The organism is Pseudomonadales bacterium, from assembly GCA_013215025.1.
GTDB lineage: Bacteria > Pseudomonadota > Gammaproteobacteria > Pseudomonadales > DT-91 > DT-91.
On sequence record JABSRR010000030.1, the window covers coordinates 1 to 16,497 of the forward strand.

17 protein-coding genes and 1 tRNA gene are annotated in these 16,497 nt (G+C 48.4%); 4 read left to right on the plus strand and 14 right to left on the minus strand.

Annotation, left to right across the window (positions count from 1 at the left end; translation table 11 throughout):
• The 6 genes from HRU21_03870 to ffh all read right to left on the minus strand — a co-directional run.
• Positions 1-312 (minus strand): site-specific integrase (locus tag HRU21_03870; GenBank protein ID NRA41429.1); only part of this gene is annotated, 312 nt, incomplete at its 3' end.
• Between the two features lie 165 nt (positions 313-477).
• Positions 478-840, minus strand: a complete 363-nt coding sequence (rplS, locus tag HRU21_03875) for a 50S ribosomal protein L19 (protein ID NRA41430.1) — start codon at positions 838-840, stop codon at positions 478-480.
• Positions 841-949: 109 nt separating this feature from the next.
• Entirely contained in the window at positions 950-1,723 is a 774-nt protein-coding gene (gene trmD / locus HRU21_03880) for a tRNA (guanosine(37)-N1)-methyltransferase TrmD (GenBank protein NRA41431.1), read from the minus strand.
• 1 nt (position 1,724) lies between these two features.
• A complete protein-coding gene (rimM, locus tag HRU21_03885; protein NRA41432.1) occupies positions 1,725-2,273 on the minus strand; it encodes a ribosome maturation factor RimM in 549 nt (182 codons plus the stop codon).
• Positions 2,274-2,398: 125 nt separating this feature from the next.
• Positions 2,399-2,644, minus strand: coding sequence for a 30S ribosomal protein S16 (gene rpsP / locus HRU21_03890; protein NRA41433.1), 246 nt, complete (start codon positions 2,642-2,644; stop codon positions 2,399-2,401).
• A gap of 164 nt (positions 2,645-2,808) precedes the next feature.
• On the minus strand, positions 2,809-4,242 hold the full coding sequence (gene ffh / locus HRU21_03895; GenBank protein ID NRA41434.1) for a signal recognition particle protein: 1,434 nt from the start codon (positions 4,240-4,242) through the stop codon (positions 2,809-2,811).
• Between the two features lie 335 nt (positions 4,243-4,577).
• Between ffh and ccsA the strand changes: the two genes are divergently transcribed.
• Positions 4,578-5,369, plus strand: coding sequence for a cytochrome c biogenesis protein CcsA (gene ccsA / locus HRU21_03900; GenBank protein ID NRA41435.1), 792 nt, complete (start codon positions 4,578-4,580; stop codon positions 5,367-5,369).
• A gap of 65 nt (positions 5,370-5,434) precedes the next feature.
• The gene (locus HRU21_03905) at positions 5,435-6,688 is read left to right on the plus strand and encodes an HlyC/CorC family transporter (protein ID NRA41436.1); all 1,254 of its coding nucleotides are present in this window, start codon (positions 5,435-5,437) and stop codon (positions 6,686-6,688) included.
• Between the two features lie 12 nt (positions 6,689-6,700).
• Here the strand turns inward: HRU21_03905 and clpB are convergent, their stop codons facing one another.
• The gene (gene clpB, locus HRU21_03910; protein NRA41437.1) at positions 6,701-9,271 is read right to left on the minus strand and encodes an ATP-dependent chaperone ClpB; all 2,571 of its coding nucleotides are present in this window, start codon (positions 9,269-9,271) and stop codon (positions 6,701-6,703) included.
• Between the two features lie 538 nt (positions 9,272-9,809).
• Positions 9,810-10,214, minus strand: coding sequence for an MAPEG family protein (locus HRU21_03915; protein NRA41438.1), 405 nt, complete (start codon positions 10,212-10,214; stop codon positions 9,810-9,812).
• 271 nt (positions 10,215-10,485) lie between these two features.
• Here HRU21_03915 and HRU21_03920 point away from each other — a divergent pair, with 271 nt between their 5' ends.
• On the plus strand, positions 10,486-11,331 hold the full coding sequence (locus HRU21_03920; protein ID NRA41439.1) for a D-hexose-6-phosphate mutarotase: 846 nt from the start codon (positions 10,486-10,488) through the stop codon (positions 11,329-11,331).
• A gap of 64 nt (positions 11,332-11,395) precedes the next feature.
• On the opposite strand, the gene HRU21_03925 is transcribed toward HRU21_03920, so the two are convergent.
• The 6 genes from HRU21_03925 to HRU21_03950 form a co-directional block, all read right to left on the minus strand.
• Positions 11,396-11,584 (minus strand): DUF1289 domain-containing protein, encoded by a 189-nt coding sequence (locus HRU21_03925; GenBank protein ID NRA41440.1) that lies wholly within the window; start codon positions 11,582-11,584, stop codon positions 11,396-11,398.
• A gap of 81 nt (positions 11,585-11,665) precedes the next feature.
• Complete coding sequence (locus HRU21_03930) at positions 11,666-12,211, minus strand: gamma carbonic anhydrase family protein (protein NRA41441.1); 546 nt, start codon at positions 12,209-12,211, stop codon at positions 11,666-11,668.
• Positions 12,211-12,531 carry an NGG1p interacting factor NIF3 gene (locus HRU21_03935; GenBank protein NRA41442.1) on the minus strand — a complete coding sequence of 107 codons (321 nt, stop codon included), beginning with the start codon at positions 12,529-12,531 and terminating at the stop codon, positions 12,211-12,213. Before HRU21_03935 ends, HRU21_03930 begins: the two co-directional genes overlap by 1 nt.
• A 30-nt stretch (positions 12,532-12,561) precedes the next feature.
• The gene (gene tgt, locus HRU21_03940) at positions 12,562-13,698 is read right to left on the minus strand and encodes a tRNA guanosine(34) transglycosylase Tgt (GenBank protein NRA41443.1); all 1,137 of its coding nucleotides are present in this window, start codon (positions 13,696-13,698) and stop codon (positions 12,562-12,564) included.
• Positions 13,699-13,805: 107 nt separating this feature from the next.
• On the minus strand, positions 13,806-14,855 hold the full coding sequence (queA, locus tag HRU21_03945) for a tRNA preQ1(34) S-adenosylmethionine ribosyltransferase-isomerase QueA (GenBank protein NRA41444.1): 1,050 nt from the start codon (positions 14,853-14,855) through the stop codon (positions 13,806-13,808).
• A gap of 93 nt (positions 14,856-14,948) precedes the next feature.
• The gene (locus tag HRU21_03950) at positions 14,949-16,172 is read right to left on the minus strand and encodes a hypothetical protein (GenBank protein NRA41445.1); all 1,224 of its coding nucleotides are present in this window, start codon (positions 16,170-16,172) and stop codon (positions 14,949-14,951) included.
• Between the two features lie 237 nt (positions 16,173-16,409).
• Here HRU21_03950 and HRU21_03955 point away from each other — a divergent pair.
• A tRNA-Leu gene (locus HRU21_03955) sits at positions 16,410-16,496 on the plus strand.
• Position 16,497: the final 1 nt, after the last annotated feature.

A 16,497-nucleotide genomic window follows, 5' to 3' on the forward strand; every position in this document is an offset into this window, starting at 1 on the left:
ACACCAAGCCTCGCGCTTGGCATGATGAAAAAATCCACGCAGACAGGACAAGATGCGCGCCAAGGTTTTAGACGAGTAACCACGCTCCAACAGCCAAGCAAAATATTGCTGAATATCACCAGCATCACAGCTTAACAGGGCTTTATGCTGCTGTTGTGTCAGCCACTGCTCATACAGCGCTAAATCGGATCGGTATGAAGCAAGGCTATTATCAGACAAGCCTTTCTCCATCCATACCGCATCAAGATAGCGCTCAATGTCGGCGGAGGCAGCTTGCTGCAATTTAACGGCTTTAGCTTGTTGATTTGACATCGCTCAAGCTTATCAAGAATAGCTAATCGAATATAGCCTGCAGCAGGGCAGAAATCAGAGAGGCAGAAAACAGAGAGACCGAAAACAGGGCGCATAAAACAAAGCAGCAGAGAAAGGCGAAAAAAAACCGCGACAGGTCGCGGTTTTTACAGAAACGATAAATCGTTAGGATTTTTTCGCCAACTTTTCTTTGATACGTGCCGCTTTACCGGTTAAGCCACGCAAGTAGTAAAGTTTAGCACGACGCACATCACCACGACGTTTCACTTCAATACTGTCAACCAGAGGGCTGTAAGTTTGGAAGGTACGCTCAACACCAATGCCTGATGATAGCTTACGCACAGTAAAAGCTGAGTTAATGCCACGATTACGCTTTGCAATCACAACACCTTCAAAAGCCTGTAAACGCTCACGGTTACCTTCTTTTACTTTTACCTGAACGACCACCGTATCACCTGGGCCAAAAGCCGGTAATTCTTTAGTCATTTGCGCCGCTTCAATCGCAGCAATAATTTTGTTTTTACTCATTTTTTAGCTCCTTAATTAGTGCCATCATAGCTGTGGACTATTTGGTTAACCACGCCTAGGCTAGGACTCAAGCACAGAGGACCATGAGCACATACATCTCACGTTCATTCTACTCACTCGTGTGAAGCGCTTGTTTAAATGCCGCTAGCAATGCACTTTCTTCATCAGTCAGTGTTTTGTTAGCCAGCAAATCTGGTCGCTTCAACCAGGTTTGACCAATCGCCTGCTGTAAACGCCAGCGGCGAATCGCTTGATGATTGCCGCCCAACAGTACCTCAGGTACCGGGTAGTCTTGCTCATCCCAGCGAAAAACTTCAGGACGCGTGTATTGCGGGTGATCGAGTAAACCGGCAAAAAACGAATCCTCAGCTGCCGACTGCGCATGCCCTAAAACACCGGGAATGCAGCGCGCGGCGGCATCAATAACCATCATTGCAGGCAGCTCACCGCCTGAAACAACATAATCACCGAGTGAAATTTCTTCATCTACCCAATGATCTATAAATCGCTGGTCAATACCTTCATAACGACCCGCAATCAAAATAACTTCATCAAGGCTAGCCAGCTGTTGCGCTTTGGCCTGATTAAATACCGTGCCCTGCGGTGATAAATAGACCACCTTAGCAGGGGCTGCACTGCGCGCCAACACCTGCGACTGTGCTGCTTGCAGCGCCTTACACAAAGGCTCTAGCAGCATCAGCATACCCGGCCCACCACCGTAAGGACGATCATCCACAGTACGATGTCGATCTTCGGTAAAGCTGCGCGGGTTGACCACAGTCAGCGATAACTGCTGTTGCTTTATCGCGCGCGAACTAATGCCGTGCTCGGTTAAAGCGGTAAACATTTCCGGAAATAAAGACAACACGGTGAAATGTGTCATGCTAAAAATCCGGATCCCAATCAACGCTCAGCGTGCCGGCGTCAAGATCGACCTCAAGTACCACCTCGGGACGATACGGTAGCAGCCGCTCGCGCTGATCAAGGCTATCTGCACTGGGTTTAACCACCAGCACATCATTCGAGCCCGTCTCTAATAAATGGCTAACCACACCCAGTATGGGCAAATCAGAGGCTGCCTCTGAGGCCAATAGCACCGTCAAACCCTGCAGCTGATGCCAATAATATTCATCGGGCGGCAGCTGCGCTAATTGATCAGCAGCAATCATTAGCTGTGCTTTACGCAGTAGCTCAGATTGATTGCGGTCATCAATGCCTTTCAGCTTTAACGCCAGCGCCTTGCCTTGCGGTCTGGCTTGTTCAATTTCGACTTTTCGTTGCTGACCATTGTGCGACAGTAAGCAGTGTCGATAATGTAAAATATTGCTTTCAGGCTCGGTAAACGACTTCACTTTTACCCAGCCCTTAATGCCGAAAGCTTGTGTAATAACACCAATGACTAACAAATCAGAGGAAGATTCCTGGGTTGTCATATCGGTATTAACCACAAGCTTTTGCATGTGCCTGAAAATTATCAAGGCCTAAGTCGTGCAAGGCAACACACTCAAACCGGCAATCAGGCAATAAACTAATCGAAATTAGTTTATAAAATGTTGTCTTAAGCGGCAGCTGCGTCTTTAACGAGCTTAGCCACACGATCACTCAGCTGAGCACCTTGGCTTACCCAGTAATCAATACGCGCATTATCAAGACGCAAACGCTCTTCTTGACCACGTGCAATTGGGTTAAAGAAACCAACACGCTCAATAAAACGGCTATTACGCGCGCGACGGCTGTCAGCAACCGTGATGTGATAAAATGGGCGCTTCTTAGAACCACCTCGAGCTAAACGGATTGTTACCATCGTCTATTCCAATACTGTGTCATAAAGTCATAAAATTCTGTTTTAAAACCGAGCCAAAACAGGACCCAGATTTCAAAGGCGCGACATTATATGAAAAGCTAAGCACGCTGTAAACCACAAGCCAGAGAAAATTACCATGGCCTACATGCGCGCAGCGGCTAGGTTTACTTCTTCATTTTAAACTGCGGCGGCAATCCAGCCATACCGCCTGGAGGCATCTGGCCGCCCATGCCGGGCATACCACCCTGACCCATCATACCTTGCATACCGCGCATCATTTTTTGCATGCCGCCTTTTTGCGATAATTTTTTCATCATTTTCGCCATCTGCTTATGCTGCTTGATCAGGCGATTCAAATCTTGCAGCTGAGTGCCCGAACCCTGAGTAATACGGCGTTTACGCGAGCCATTAAGAATATCAGGATTGCGCCGCTCAGCCGGAGTCATCGAGTTGATGATTGCCTCCATCTGCACAAACATTTTATTATCAACCTGATCTTGCGCCATTTGCGACAAACCACCCATGCCCGGCATTTTATCGAGCATCGACGACATGCCGCCCATATTCTTCATCTGCTGAAGCTGATCGCGGAAATCTTCAAGGTCGAAACGCTTACCTTTTTGAATTTTCTTGGCCAGTTTATCGGCTTTTTTCTTATCCAGCTTACGCTCAGCTTCTTCAATCAAGCTCAGCACATCGCCCATGCCTAAAATTCGCGAGGCAATACGGTCAGGGTAGAATGGCTCAAGCGCGTCGGTTTTTTCGCCCATACCCAAAAATTTAATCGGCTTGCCGGTAATCGTCCGCACCGATAGGGCTGCACCGCCGCGCGAATCCGCATCAGCCTTGGTCAAAATCACACCGGTTAAGGGCAGTGCCTGATCAAAGGCCTTAGCTGTATTCGCTGCGTCCTGACCCGTCATGGCATCTACCACAAACAGGGTTTCAATTGGCGTTATCGCACTGTGCAGCTGTTTGATTTCGCTCATCATCGCTTCATCAACCGTCAAACGGCCAGCGGTATCGACGATTAACACATCGCAGACTTGAATCTTCGCCTCTTGAATAGCCGCTTTGGCAATCGCCACCGGCTTTTGCGAAGCCTCAGACGGAAAAAACGCCGCGCCGACATCATTGGCCAGCGTTTCTAGCTGTTTGATAGCGGCTGGACGATAGACATCCGCCGACACCACCATGACTTTTTTCTTCTGCGCCTGTAAATGACTGGCCAGCTTGGCAACCGAGGTGGTTTTACCCGCACCCTGCAAACCCGCCATCAAGATAACTGCCGGCGGCTGGGTATTTAATTTTAGCCCCTCAGGCTCGGCATCACCGCCGCTGAGTACCAGCTCTAACTCATCCTGAACAATTTTAACGAAAGTTTGCCCAGGGTTAAGCGCCGACAGTACCTCAGTGCCAATCGCGCGTGTTTTGATACGGTCGATAAAGCTTTTAACCACCTCAAGCGCCACATCGGCCTCAAGCAAGGCCATGCGTACATCACGCAACACATCTTTAATATTGTCTTCGTTGAGGCGCGATTGGCCGGTGACTTTTTTTAACGAATCCGATAAGCGATCGGTTAAGTTTTCAAACATGCTGTAAAACCTTTTTTACACAGACGCTAAAGCTGCGTTTTAAGCGGTACAGACCAACTAGATTTTTCTTTTAAAGCTGGCTGCGCGCTGGTATGGTGACCTTCAAATAAACAATTGATAATTCAGTTATTATCGATTGCGAATGATTTTCGAATAAACTGCGAATAATTCGTTAAATGTAGATCTAACCGTGATCTAAGCACGATCAAACCAAAATTTAACCATGAACAAATCCGACTGACGCTCGCAACCGGAAATGAACTCACATAACCTATTAGTATACGTGCTAGCCTCTCGAATAGCTAACGCTAGCGCCATTCAAATCGTAGATCACCATGCTTAATTTGATCACCATCTGCTCTATAGCCGCTTATTTACTGAGTTTTGCCGCGCTATTAAAACAGCTGAGTCAGCGTCAGCCCAGCAGCAAGGTTTTTCTATTCAGCTTTGCGTTTGCCGTCTTAGCGCACGCTTGGTCGCTAGAGCACAGCATTTATGCCAGCAATGTGCTGAATTTATCGCTGGCGAACGCGGCCAGCCTTGTATTCTGCGCCATTGGTCTTATTTCAGCACTGGCATTAATGCGTAAAATGCCAATCGAAAATTTAATGCTGGTATTTTTGCCGCTGTCTGCTTTTGCGGTACTGGCAGCCTGGCTCAGCCCGGGCAGCAATAGCAAAATTATCAGCGGCGAAGGTTTAATCCTGCATATCAGCCTGTCCATCATTTCCTATAGCTTCATTAGCTTGGCCGCATTACAGGCCTGCATGTTAGCGATTCAAGAAAACCAGCTGAGGGCGCATAACTTTAATGGCTTATTTCAATATCTACCGCCCTTGCAAACGATGGAAAAGCTGCTGTTCGAACTGATTTGGCTCGGCTTTATCACCCTCAGCATTTCGATCGGCAGCGGCTTTATGTTTTTGCACGATATGTTCGCGCAACATTTAGCACATAAAACCATTCTCTCGATTGCTGCATGGTGGGTATTTGCTATCTTGCTGTTTGGCCGTCAGGCCTGGGGCTGGCGCGGCAATACCGCCGCCAAATGGACCTTAAGCGGCTTTAGCGCGCTGATGCTGGCGTATTTTGGCTCTAAGTTTGTGCTAGAAGTTATCCTTGCATAAACACTTGCGCTAAGCGCAGGCTTGCTGCAAGATTCACTTATCGAATCAACACGGACAACCCTCTCTTGAACGACTTGCCCACAGGGCTTTTGTTTGCCGCCATTGCGCTGCTACTGCTGTTCTCTGCATTCTTCTCCAGCTCCGAAACCAGCATGCTGTCGCTAAATCGCTATCGCCTCAAACATTTACGTAAACAAGGGCACAAAGCTGCCGCACGTGCTGAAAAAATGCTCGCACGCCCCGACAAGCTTCTTGGCGTGATCTTGATCGGCAACAATCTGGTTAATATTCTCGCCTCATCCATTGCGACCATTATCGGCATTCGCCTATTAGGCGATCCAGGGGTACTGGTATCGGCCATATTACTCACCTTAGTGGTATTAATTTTTGCCGAAATTACGCCAAAAACGATTGCCGCCTTATATCCCGAAAAGCTGGCATTTCCAGCCAGTGCGATACTCAAATTACTGCTAAAACTGCTGTCACCGGTGGTTTGGGCAATCAATCTGGTCACCGATGGTTTACTCAAAGCGGTCCGTATCGATGTCAACCAAGTGCGCGAAGATCAGCTCAGCTCAGATGAACTGCGCACCATTGTTGACGACGCCAACGCTCTGATCCCAGAAAACCATCAGCGCATGCTGCTGAATATTCTCGATCTTGAAAGCGCCACGGTAGAAGATATCATGGTGCCGCGCGGCGAAATATTTGGTATTGATCTTGATGACGATGACGCCGTACTGCTCGAACAACTCAGCCAGTGCGAATACACCCGGCTACCGGTATTTCGAGGCGACATCGATAATATTGTTGGGATTTTACATATGCGCAATATTGCGCGCTGTATCAGCCAGCAAGAGCTTGATAAGAGCGTGATTGAAAATATCATGCGCGCGCCAGTGTTCACCCCAGAAGGCACTGGCCTGCACAAGCAACTGCTCGACTTCCAACAGCAAACCCGACGCATGTCGATTGTGGTTGATGAATATGGCGCGGTAATTGGCTTAGTTGCGCTTGAGGATATTTTGGAAGAGATCGTCGGCGAGTTCACCTCTAACCTCGACGACGAATATGCCCATTTTGCGCGCCTCGAAGACAATAGCTTTGTCGTCGCAGGCTCAGCCTCGGTGCGCGAGATAAATCGCTTTACCCGCTTTCAACTGCCTACCGATGGCCCCAAAACGCTGAATGGCCTAGTTTTAGAGCAGCTGGAATCCTTTCCCGATGCCAACCTCACGGTTGAGATTGGCGACTACCATATCGAAATCCTGCATATCGAAGACAATATCATCGAGAGCGCGCGCTTATATAAGGCCTAAGATAAGCCAGCGCTACTTAAACGATAACGCGCCATTCTCTACATCAACAGCAATGCAGTGCCCTGGGCTAAACTTAGCTGCCAATATCGCAGACGCTAACGGGTCTTCCAAGTGGCGCTGAATAGCCCGCTTTAATGGACGCGCACCATATACCGGGTCATAGCCGGCGGCGACCAATAATGCCTCAGCCTCAGCTGACAGCTGAATATCCAGCTCGCGCTCGGCTAGGCGGCTGCGCAGCTGCTGCAGCTGTAGCTCTGCAATATTGGCAATATGCTGCTGCTCCAAGGGATGAAAATACACCTGATCGTCCAGTCGGTTGAGCAACTCAGGGCGAAAGTTCTGCTGCACAACTTCAAGCACTGCGGTTTTTATCTCCTCACTGCTGGCGCTGCCGGTCAGGGTTTGTATCACATCGGAGCCAAGGTTCGAGGTCATTACCACTACGGTGTTACGAAAATCGACCGTACGCCCTTGGCTATCCGTTAAACGCCCCTCATCTAACACCTGCAATAAGATATTAAACACATCGGGATGCGCCTTCTCGACCTCGTCCAGTAAAATCAGGCTGTAGGGTTTACGCCGCACTGCCTCGGTTAAATAGCCACCTTCCTCATAGCCGACATAGCCAGGCGGTGCACCGATCAAACGCGCGACCGCATGTTTCTCCATATACTCAGACATATCAAGGCGAATCAACGCCTCCTGACTATCAAACAAAAAGTTTGCCAAGGCTTTACACAGCTCGGTTTTACCCACCCCCGTTGGGCCAAGAAATAAAAACGAACCATTGGGCCGATTCGGGTCTGACAGGCCAGCCCGCGCGCGACGAATAGCAGAAGATACCGCATTCACCGCTTCATCTTGACCAACTACCTGTGCGTGCAGCTCTTGCTCCATGCGCAGCAGTTTGTCTTTCTCGCCTTCCATCATTTTGTTGACTGGAATGCCGGTCCATTTTGACACCACCTCGGCAATTTCTTCCTCGGTCACGCGATTACGCAAAAGCTGCGGCGCATTGTCTTCAGATTCTGCCTCGGCCGCTTCGGATAACTGCTTTTCTAACTGCGGAATTAAGCCATACTGTAGTTCAGACATGCGCTGTAAATTTGACTCACGACTGGCTTTTTCTAATTCCATGCGCGCCTCTTCCAAATCAGCCTTGATTTGCTGCGAGCCTTTCAAGCTAGCCTTCTCAGCCTTATATATCTCATCAAGGTCGGCAAACTCTTTCGCTACCTCATCAATTTGTTGATTCAGCTGCTGCAGCTGCGATTTACTGGCTGCATCTTTATCCTTTTTTAAGGCCTCACGCTGAATCTTTAACTGAATCAAGCGGCGCTCTAACTTATCCATCACCTCTGGCTTAGAATCAATCTCCATACGAATGCGACTGGCTGACTCATCGATTAAATCAATCGCCTTATCAGGCAAATTTCGATCAGTAATATAACGGCTAGACAGCTTGGTAGCGGCAATGATTGCGGCATCTGAAATCTCAACCCCATGATGCACCTCATAGCGTTCTTTCAAACCACGCAAGATCGCAATAGTATCTTCTTCATTTGGCTCATCTACTAACACTTTCTGAAAGCGACGCTCAAGTGCTGCATCTTTTTCGATATTCTCACGATATTCATCCAATGTTGTCGCACCTACACAGTGCAGCTCACCGCGCGCGAGCGCAGGCTTCAACATATTGCCTGCATCCATCGCACCCTCGGCCTTACCCGCACCGACCATGGTATGAATTTCATCAATAAATAAAATAATCTGGCCGTCTTGTTTTGATAAATCGTTTAACACCGCCTTTAAGCGCTCTTCAAACTCACCGCGAAACTTAGCACCTGCTAATAAGGCACCAATATCTAAAGATAATAAGCGCTTATTTTTCAAGCCTTCAGGCACTTCACCATTGATAATACGCTGTGCCAAACCTTCAACAATGGCGGTTTTACCCACTCCAGGCTGGCCAATTAACACCGGATTATTTTTGGTGCGACGCTGTAACACCTGAACCGTGCGACGAATTTCATCATCACGACCAATAACAGGATCCAGCTTACCCGCCTCTGCCTGCGCGGTGACATCTATAGTATATTTATCTAACGCCTGTCTTAAATCTTCACTATTTTGTTCCATAACCTTATCTCCAGAACGAACAGCAGTAACAGCTTGATCAATTAACGCCTGCGTAAAACCTGCCTTTTCAAATAATTGCTTCATTGCTAGCGAGGTTTTAAATATCGCCTGCAACACCACCTCAGTAGCAATATACTGATCACCATTTTGCTTCGCTATCGCCTCAGCTGCGCTAAATAAACGCACTAAGTTTTGTGACAAACCCAGCTGCTGCGCTGAGCTGGCACTAGCAAAGTTATCTACACATTGCTGCAATGCTTGGCATAGCCCAGCAACATCGCCAATGGGTTTAAGTATTTGAGCGGCATAGGCCTGTGTGCCCGTAAGCATCGATAAAAGTAAATGCTCAGGCTCAATTTGCGTATGTCGCTGCTCAAGCGCAGCACTCTGTGCCTGGCTTAAGTTTTGCTGCAGTGCATGGGTTAATTGCTCAATCTGCATATTTATCTCCTTAGCCACCGTAAATCTTCACAGTTATTGCAAATCAGCGGTGATTAAAAAACCATCAATACAATTTTAATATGGGCAAAAAATGTTTTTTCAATAGCAAGCCTTCGATGCGCATATTAGCGAGCAATAAAGAATGAGAGGCCTTAGCTGTAAAACGAAGAGAGGGAAAACGCTGACAAATAAGGCGATTAGGTCTTAGAAAGCCTTAGATAGTCTTCCATAGCAAGACACATCTAAGCACTTCTGGGCACATCCAGGCACTTCTAGGCATATCAAGCCGTGTTTGTGTTTATAGCGTTATTAACGTTTTAGCGTAAGGGGATACAGCAATAAGGGTTGAGGAAATCGTTATTATGGCAATGCAGGCTCAGAAGGCCTGCAGCTTTGGGCTGTAAAACATTGCTAGCAGGCAGTAGCTACTTATACTGAGTAGCTAGCCAGTATAAGCAGCATGTATAGACAATACGTCTAGGCAATAAGTCTAGACAATAATCAGCGCAAAGCTGTGTAGAAAAGATTGCCGTAAGACTTAGAGATTGCTAAACATAATATATAAGCAACTACCAAAGCTGCCAAAGAACGTCAACGAACGAACAATATCCCAGTTGAATAAATAACACAGCACATAGGCTACGCGCGACAGCATATATATCCATATCGCCAGCGCTGCATCATCAACTGCCTGACCCATAGTCAAAGGGTTATTGCCGAGCAACAGCGCCAGCATCGCCGCCGCATAAACAATAAAGCCTTCCCAGGCATTTTGCTGCGCCGCCACGGCACGCGCACCAGGGCCCGTTAATAGATTATTCTGCTGCCGCGGGTGTTTGTTATCTACACCGCCAAGCGTATAGTGTTTATAGCTGCCGCTAACCCATGCACAGGCAATCGGTAAAAACGCAGAAAAAATTAACCCAACAATTGCAATATTCATAAGCTGTCCTTTTTATTGTTGTCGCAGTGTGACAGCTTGCAGTCAGGGTTAAAAGTGAAAAAAAATTAAGAGATAATATTTCTGCCGCTAAGCTATATAAGGTTGCACCTTGCAGGCTTTAATTTTACTCTCGCCAACAGTCATAAAAGCATCGATACAGTCAGAAAAATCGTATCGACACTGAACATAGAGGCTTGGCTTTTGCTATGATGGTTTGCGCTAGCCTAATCAGCAGCAGATTTCCCTAACATAAGCATTCAAACGCAAGCCTATGACAATGCCCGATTTTAGCCAATACCAGTACAGCAGCCTGCATACACGGCAAGACTGCCAGATTATTGCCATCAAGCACCCAAAATTTGATGCTGAAATTGCCGAAAAAGGTGCGCAATTATTATCCTTTACCCCACAGCAAGACAGTGACTGGCTTTGGCTCAGCGAGCAGGCAAACTTCGATAACAGCAGTCCGATTCGCGGTGGCATACCGATCTGCTTTCCCTGGTTTGGCCCCCACCCCGAGCAGGCAGAGCTTGGCAAACATGGCTTTGTACGCCAGCAGCGCTGGCAGCTTGAGCAATTGACTGAAAGTGCTGAGGGCTGCACGCTGCAGTTTAGCTTTAGTCATGATCAGTTCAAGCTGCAGCTAAGCCTGAGCCTAGCCGATAGCATTCAGCTAGCGCTTAATTGGCAACATCTAGGTGATCATTCACAGCGCTATAGCTTTGCACTGCACAGCTATTTTCGCGTAGACCATCTGTCAACGCTTACCATAGACGGCTTAGCTGATCAGACGTTTCTCGACAACACGGATCAGCTGCGGCCAAAGCAGTGGCCTAACAGTAAACGCTTTACGACTGAAGTGGATGCGGTGTTTGAGCAACTGGCTGGCCAGCAACGCTTAATCGATGGCAGCAAGCAGCTGGATATCCAAGCCAGCGGTGCTGACAGCTGCATTGTGTGGAATCCGGGGCAAGACTTGGCCGCCACAATCGCCGATATTGGTTCGGCCTATCAACAATTTGTGTGCATTGAACGCGGTGCGGCATTCAGCGACAGTATTGTGCTGGCGCCGGGTGAGCGACATGAAGCGCGGTTAAGCATTTGCAGAGCCAGCTAAGCTTCTAAAAGCTAGTTCAGAAAAGTCTTTAGCCTACATAAGCCTTTAGCCTATAAAAAACCCTTTAGCTCAATGAAGGTCCGCTGGCAGCGCGGCGTTCAGCACACTTCAGCAAAATAGCCTGACGGCGTGCATTACTGGCCTCGCTCCATTCCGTGATTTCATCACTGTGGCGATAGCAGCCAACACAAATATCATCGTCTTCTAAAAAACAAATGTTCACACAGGGTGAACGCACTATCTCATCACTCATAATACTACTCGTTACTCGCTGCGGTTACGCGTTTAAGTGGCTAAGCGGTTAGGCAATGATGCCAAAGCCGGCCGCTAAAGCTCAGTCTTGATAGACTGTGCGCATATCCACTGGCTGCAATTGCTGAAACCGCTCAGCATTGCGTACATAGTTTGCCGCACCCTGCTGAATCATCTGCTGGCGCTCGGCATCCATAATCTTTATCACTTTCGCTGGCGAACCTAACACTAAAGCACCATCTGGCACCTGCATATTTTCAGTGACCAAGGCATTGGCACCGATTAAGCAGCGCTCACCCACGACTGCACCGTTCAGCACCACCGCGTTAATACCAATTAAGCTGCCGTTACCAATCGTGCAGCCATGCAGCATAGCCTTATGCCCAACGGTCACATCACTACCAATCGTCAGCGGCATGCCGGGGTCAACATGCAGCACCGCAGCGTCTTGAATATTGCTGCGCGCAGCGATACGAATCCGGTCGTTTTCAGCGCGAATCACGGCATTAAACCAAACGCTGGTTTGCTCGGCCAACTCAACGTCACCAATGATCGCAGCGCTGGGGGCTATAAAATGGCCAGCACCTAGAAGCTTTGGCCGTTTATCATCGAGGGCATAAAAAGGCATTACAGCTGCTCCACCGTAATAAACGGCATAATCTGATAGGCTGGTTCTTCGTATGGATGCGCCGCTATCATGGCTAATGCAGCCGCTTTTATACAGTCAGATGTACAAACCATCTCAAGCTTCACCTCGCTTACTTGCGTTAGCTGCTGCACCTCACCGATTGCCGGCTGCGCCGCTGCCGAGGGCAAAAACTGACCCAAGCCTTCGGTTTCAAAGCTGCACTGCTGATACTCGCCTATTCGTCCAGCACCTGCGGCAAAGCAGGCCTGCTTTACCGCATCAAGATCAGCTTTAGGTACATAAACAATCAATTTATACATGGCGCGACTCGATTCGGTTGTTCAACATGCTTAAGCCTTTTTCGCGGTTTTTTGTTTAAACTCGTCAGCGAAGGCCTGCAAACGATCCTCTTCAATCGCCAGTCGAATATCTGCCATCAGCTTTTGGTAAAAGCGTAAATTATGAATCGTATTCAGCTGCGCACCGAGCATTTCTTTACACTTATCTAGGTGGTGCAAATAGGCGCGACTGAAGTTTTGGCAGGTATAACAATCACACTCAGGGTCTAAGGGGCCAGTATCGTGGCGATGTTTCGCATTACGAATTTTTACCACGCCCTCAGAAGTAAACAAATGCCCATTGCGTGCATTACGGGTTGGCATCACGCAGTCAAACATATCAACCCCGGCCAACACACCATCAATAATATCTTGTGGGGTACCAACGCCCATTAAATAGCGCGGCTTATCTGCAGGCATTTTATGCGTAATATAATCTAACACTTTCGCCATTTCGTCTTTCGGCTCACCTACCGAAAGACCGCCAATCGCGTAGCCATCAAAGCCAATCTCGGTTAAACCTGCCAACGACTGATCACGCAGAGATTCATACATACCACCCTGAATAATGCCAAACAGTGCCGACGGACTATCGCCATGTGCCTCTTTCGAACGCTTAGCCCAGCGCAGACTAAGCTGCATCGAGGCTTCCGCTTCGGCTTCTGTTGCCGGATACGGTGTGCACTCATCAAATATCATCACAATATCCGAGCCCAAATCGCGCTGCACCTGCATGGAAATTTCAGGCGACATAAATACTTTCTCACCATTCACCGGTGACTGAAAGGTCACGCCCTCTTCTTTTATCTTGCGCATCTTACCTAAAGAAAACACCTGAAAACCGCCTGAGTCGGTGAGAATAGGTTTTTGCCAGCCGCCAAAATCATGTAAGTCACCGTGTGCTTTCATCACCTCCATACCGGGGCGCAGCCAAAGGTGAAAGGTATTGCCTAAAATAATATCGGCATCAATGGCCTCAATATCGCGCGGCAGCATACCCTTCACCGTGCCATAGGTTCCCACCGGCATAAAAGCAGGGGTGCGCACCTTGCCACGCGGAAAATCTAAATAGCCGGTTCTTGCCTTACCGCAGCTGTTAGTCACGGTAAAATCCATAAAACACTCTGGCCGTTGGGTATTGTCTGTCATGATGTCTCGTCTTGCTGTTTTTTCTAGATTCTATTGTATGCGGTATTGTTACGCTGTTTTTTATTTAAGCACTTAATTTAGCTGCTTTGCCTATTAAGCTTTTGCGGCTATTTCTTTTCCAACAGCATGGCATCGCCATAGCTAAAAAATCGATACTGCTGCGCCACCGCATGCCGATATGCGGCTAACATTTCAGCTTGTCCAGCAAAGGCACTCACCAACATCAACAGCGTAGATTTTGGCAAATGAAAATTGGTTACCATCATATCCACCACATGAAAGGCCTTGCCAGGGTATAAAAATATATCGGTCTCACCCTGAAACGGCAGCAGCTGGCCTGATTGTGCGGCGGTTTCCAGTGAGCGAACCACGGTCGTACCCACCGCTACCACGCGCCCGCCGCGAGCCTTGGCAGCGGCGATCGCATCACATGCAGCCTGCGGCACATCAATCCACTCACTATGCATTTTATGCTCAGCAATATTCTCTACTTTAACCGGCTGAAAAGTACCCGCACCTACGTGCAAGGTCAGCTCAGTCACGCTAACGCCCTTGGCGATTAATGCATCTAATAAAGCTTGATCAAAATGCAGCCCCGCCGTCGGCGCGGCAACCGCACCCAAGCTTTTAGAAAACACGGTTTGATAACGCTGCTTATCACTGTGTTGATCGGCACGGTCAATATAGGGCGGCAGCGGCATATGGCCTATCGCATCTAATACCTCTAGCACCGGTTGATTAAAGTGTAGCGCAAATAAACTATCATTGGGGCCGCCGCGCGCCTGCATAGTCGCACTGAAGCTGCTTAGCTGCTGTCGCGCCTCGTCGGCAAATAGCTTCAGCTCGGCACCCGGCTTAGGCGAGCGACTAGCGCGCACATGCGCCAATACCGCATGGCTATCAAGCACCCGCTCAATTAAAATTTCGGCACTGCCGCCAGAGGCTTTTTGAGCAAACAGCCTAGCCGCCAGCACCTTGGTATTATTCAGCACCAGCACATCATTGGGCTTTAATAAGGACAATAAATCGGTAAAGCGCCGATCGCTGCACTGCCCTGCTGCGTTTACATGCAGCAGACGTGAGCCACTGCGCTCGGTTTCTGGAAAGCGCGCAATCAGCTCATCCGGAAGATGATAGTCAAAATCTGAGGTTTGCATTAGGTAACGGCCGCTATGATTTCAAGAACTTCTCGGTCTCAACCGAGGATTAGGCGTTAAGCGGCGGCAAGTATAGCAAGAAATACGCTATTTTTATAAGGACTCGTCAAACACAAACTGCAGGCTAATATCAAACGCCCAGGCATCATCAAAATCAATCGGCTCAGTGCCATAATAATTGAAGATACCGTTGCTTTGATCAAAGTCGTACAGATATTTAAGCTGATACTTCATCGACACATAATCGGCAAAATTGTGTCGTATGCCCAAGCTAAGGCTTTGCTGCTGGCGTTCCGTATTTTTGCCATTCAAATCTTCAGCTGGCTGATCATCGGGCAAGTTGGTTTGATAATAGCCCCATTGCAGGTAGGGCTGCAGCTGCTCAAACTCATAGGCCACGGTTAAGCCCTGGCCTAAAATGTCTCCGACGCGGTCATTTTCACTGCTTAAAAACGACAGCTCATAATGCATATACCAATGTATGCCCTGATATTTGGCAGCCAAACTGTACTGATCATTATTTAAATCCAGCTTTAAGCTACAGCTAGGCTGCGTACAGCCTTGAAAGCCGGTCGGCACTTGAATATTCTCCAACAGCAAATGCCCATCTCGCACAAAATGCGCCGCGACACGAAAATACCACGCACGCCAAAACGACTCGAGATAGCTACCGTAAACCTTATCGGCTTCAATCGTCAGCGCCTCTAATTTTTTATCCACCGAACGCTCGCCGGCATAAATATGCCAGGTGTTTAAGCTGTCGCCCCAAGGCATATCGTAGGCCAGAGAGGCACCGTCGGCGCTCTCAATCAAGGTGCGCACATAGACCTCATCGGTCAAACTCACCGCCGGATAGCTATAAGCCACCTTAGCATTTTGCGACTCGCTAAATGCCGCATAGCCAAAACGACCGAGCTGCAGTCGCAGCTTGTCCGAAAAATTTTGTTCTACATACAGCCATTCAAACTCTGGGTCAAAATCCTCATTCGCCTCGGCCACCAGCTGCAATACTGCACGGGTACTTGGGGTCACAATAAAAGCCAGCTCAAGGCCAAATAAAGAATACGGGTCGATGGATAGCTGATTGTCGCGGCCCGATGGCTCACTGGCATCTTCACTCAGCTGACTTAAGGTAAAACTGCCAAAGCCGCTAACGTTCAGGCGCTGATCGATCTTATGAGCAAACTGATGGTTATCGTTTTCCGTTTGCTGCGCTTCGAGCGCCGCAACGCGTTCGGCAAGGCTTGTTTTATCGCTATTGCTGTCGATTTCACTCGGCTGTTGGCGGGCATCTTGACTGATCGCCGCAGCTGACATGGCACTCAGCAGCGCCAGCAGACTGGTGCAGCAAAGAAACCGACAAAACCTTATATGGCTAACCACAGAAATAGCTCAAGTTATTGTTATGAAAAGCTATTCTGACCGGATATCAGCAAATAAGCAAACCCCAATCGAGGCAATTTGCCGAGCAGAAAAGAATCGCAGAAGTTCTTGCCCGACGGAATGAGATTCGCTACTATGCGCAGCCTCAACAGCTACATGCTTCATCTTCTTGCCAGAGTGGTGAAATTGGTAGACACAGGGGATTCAAAATCCCCCGCCTTAACGGGTGTGCCGGTTCGAGTCCGGCCTCTGGTACCAT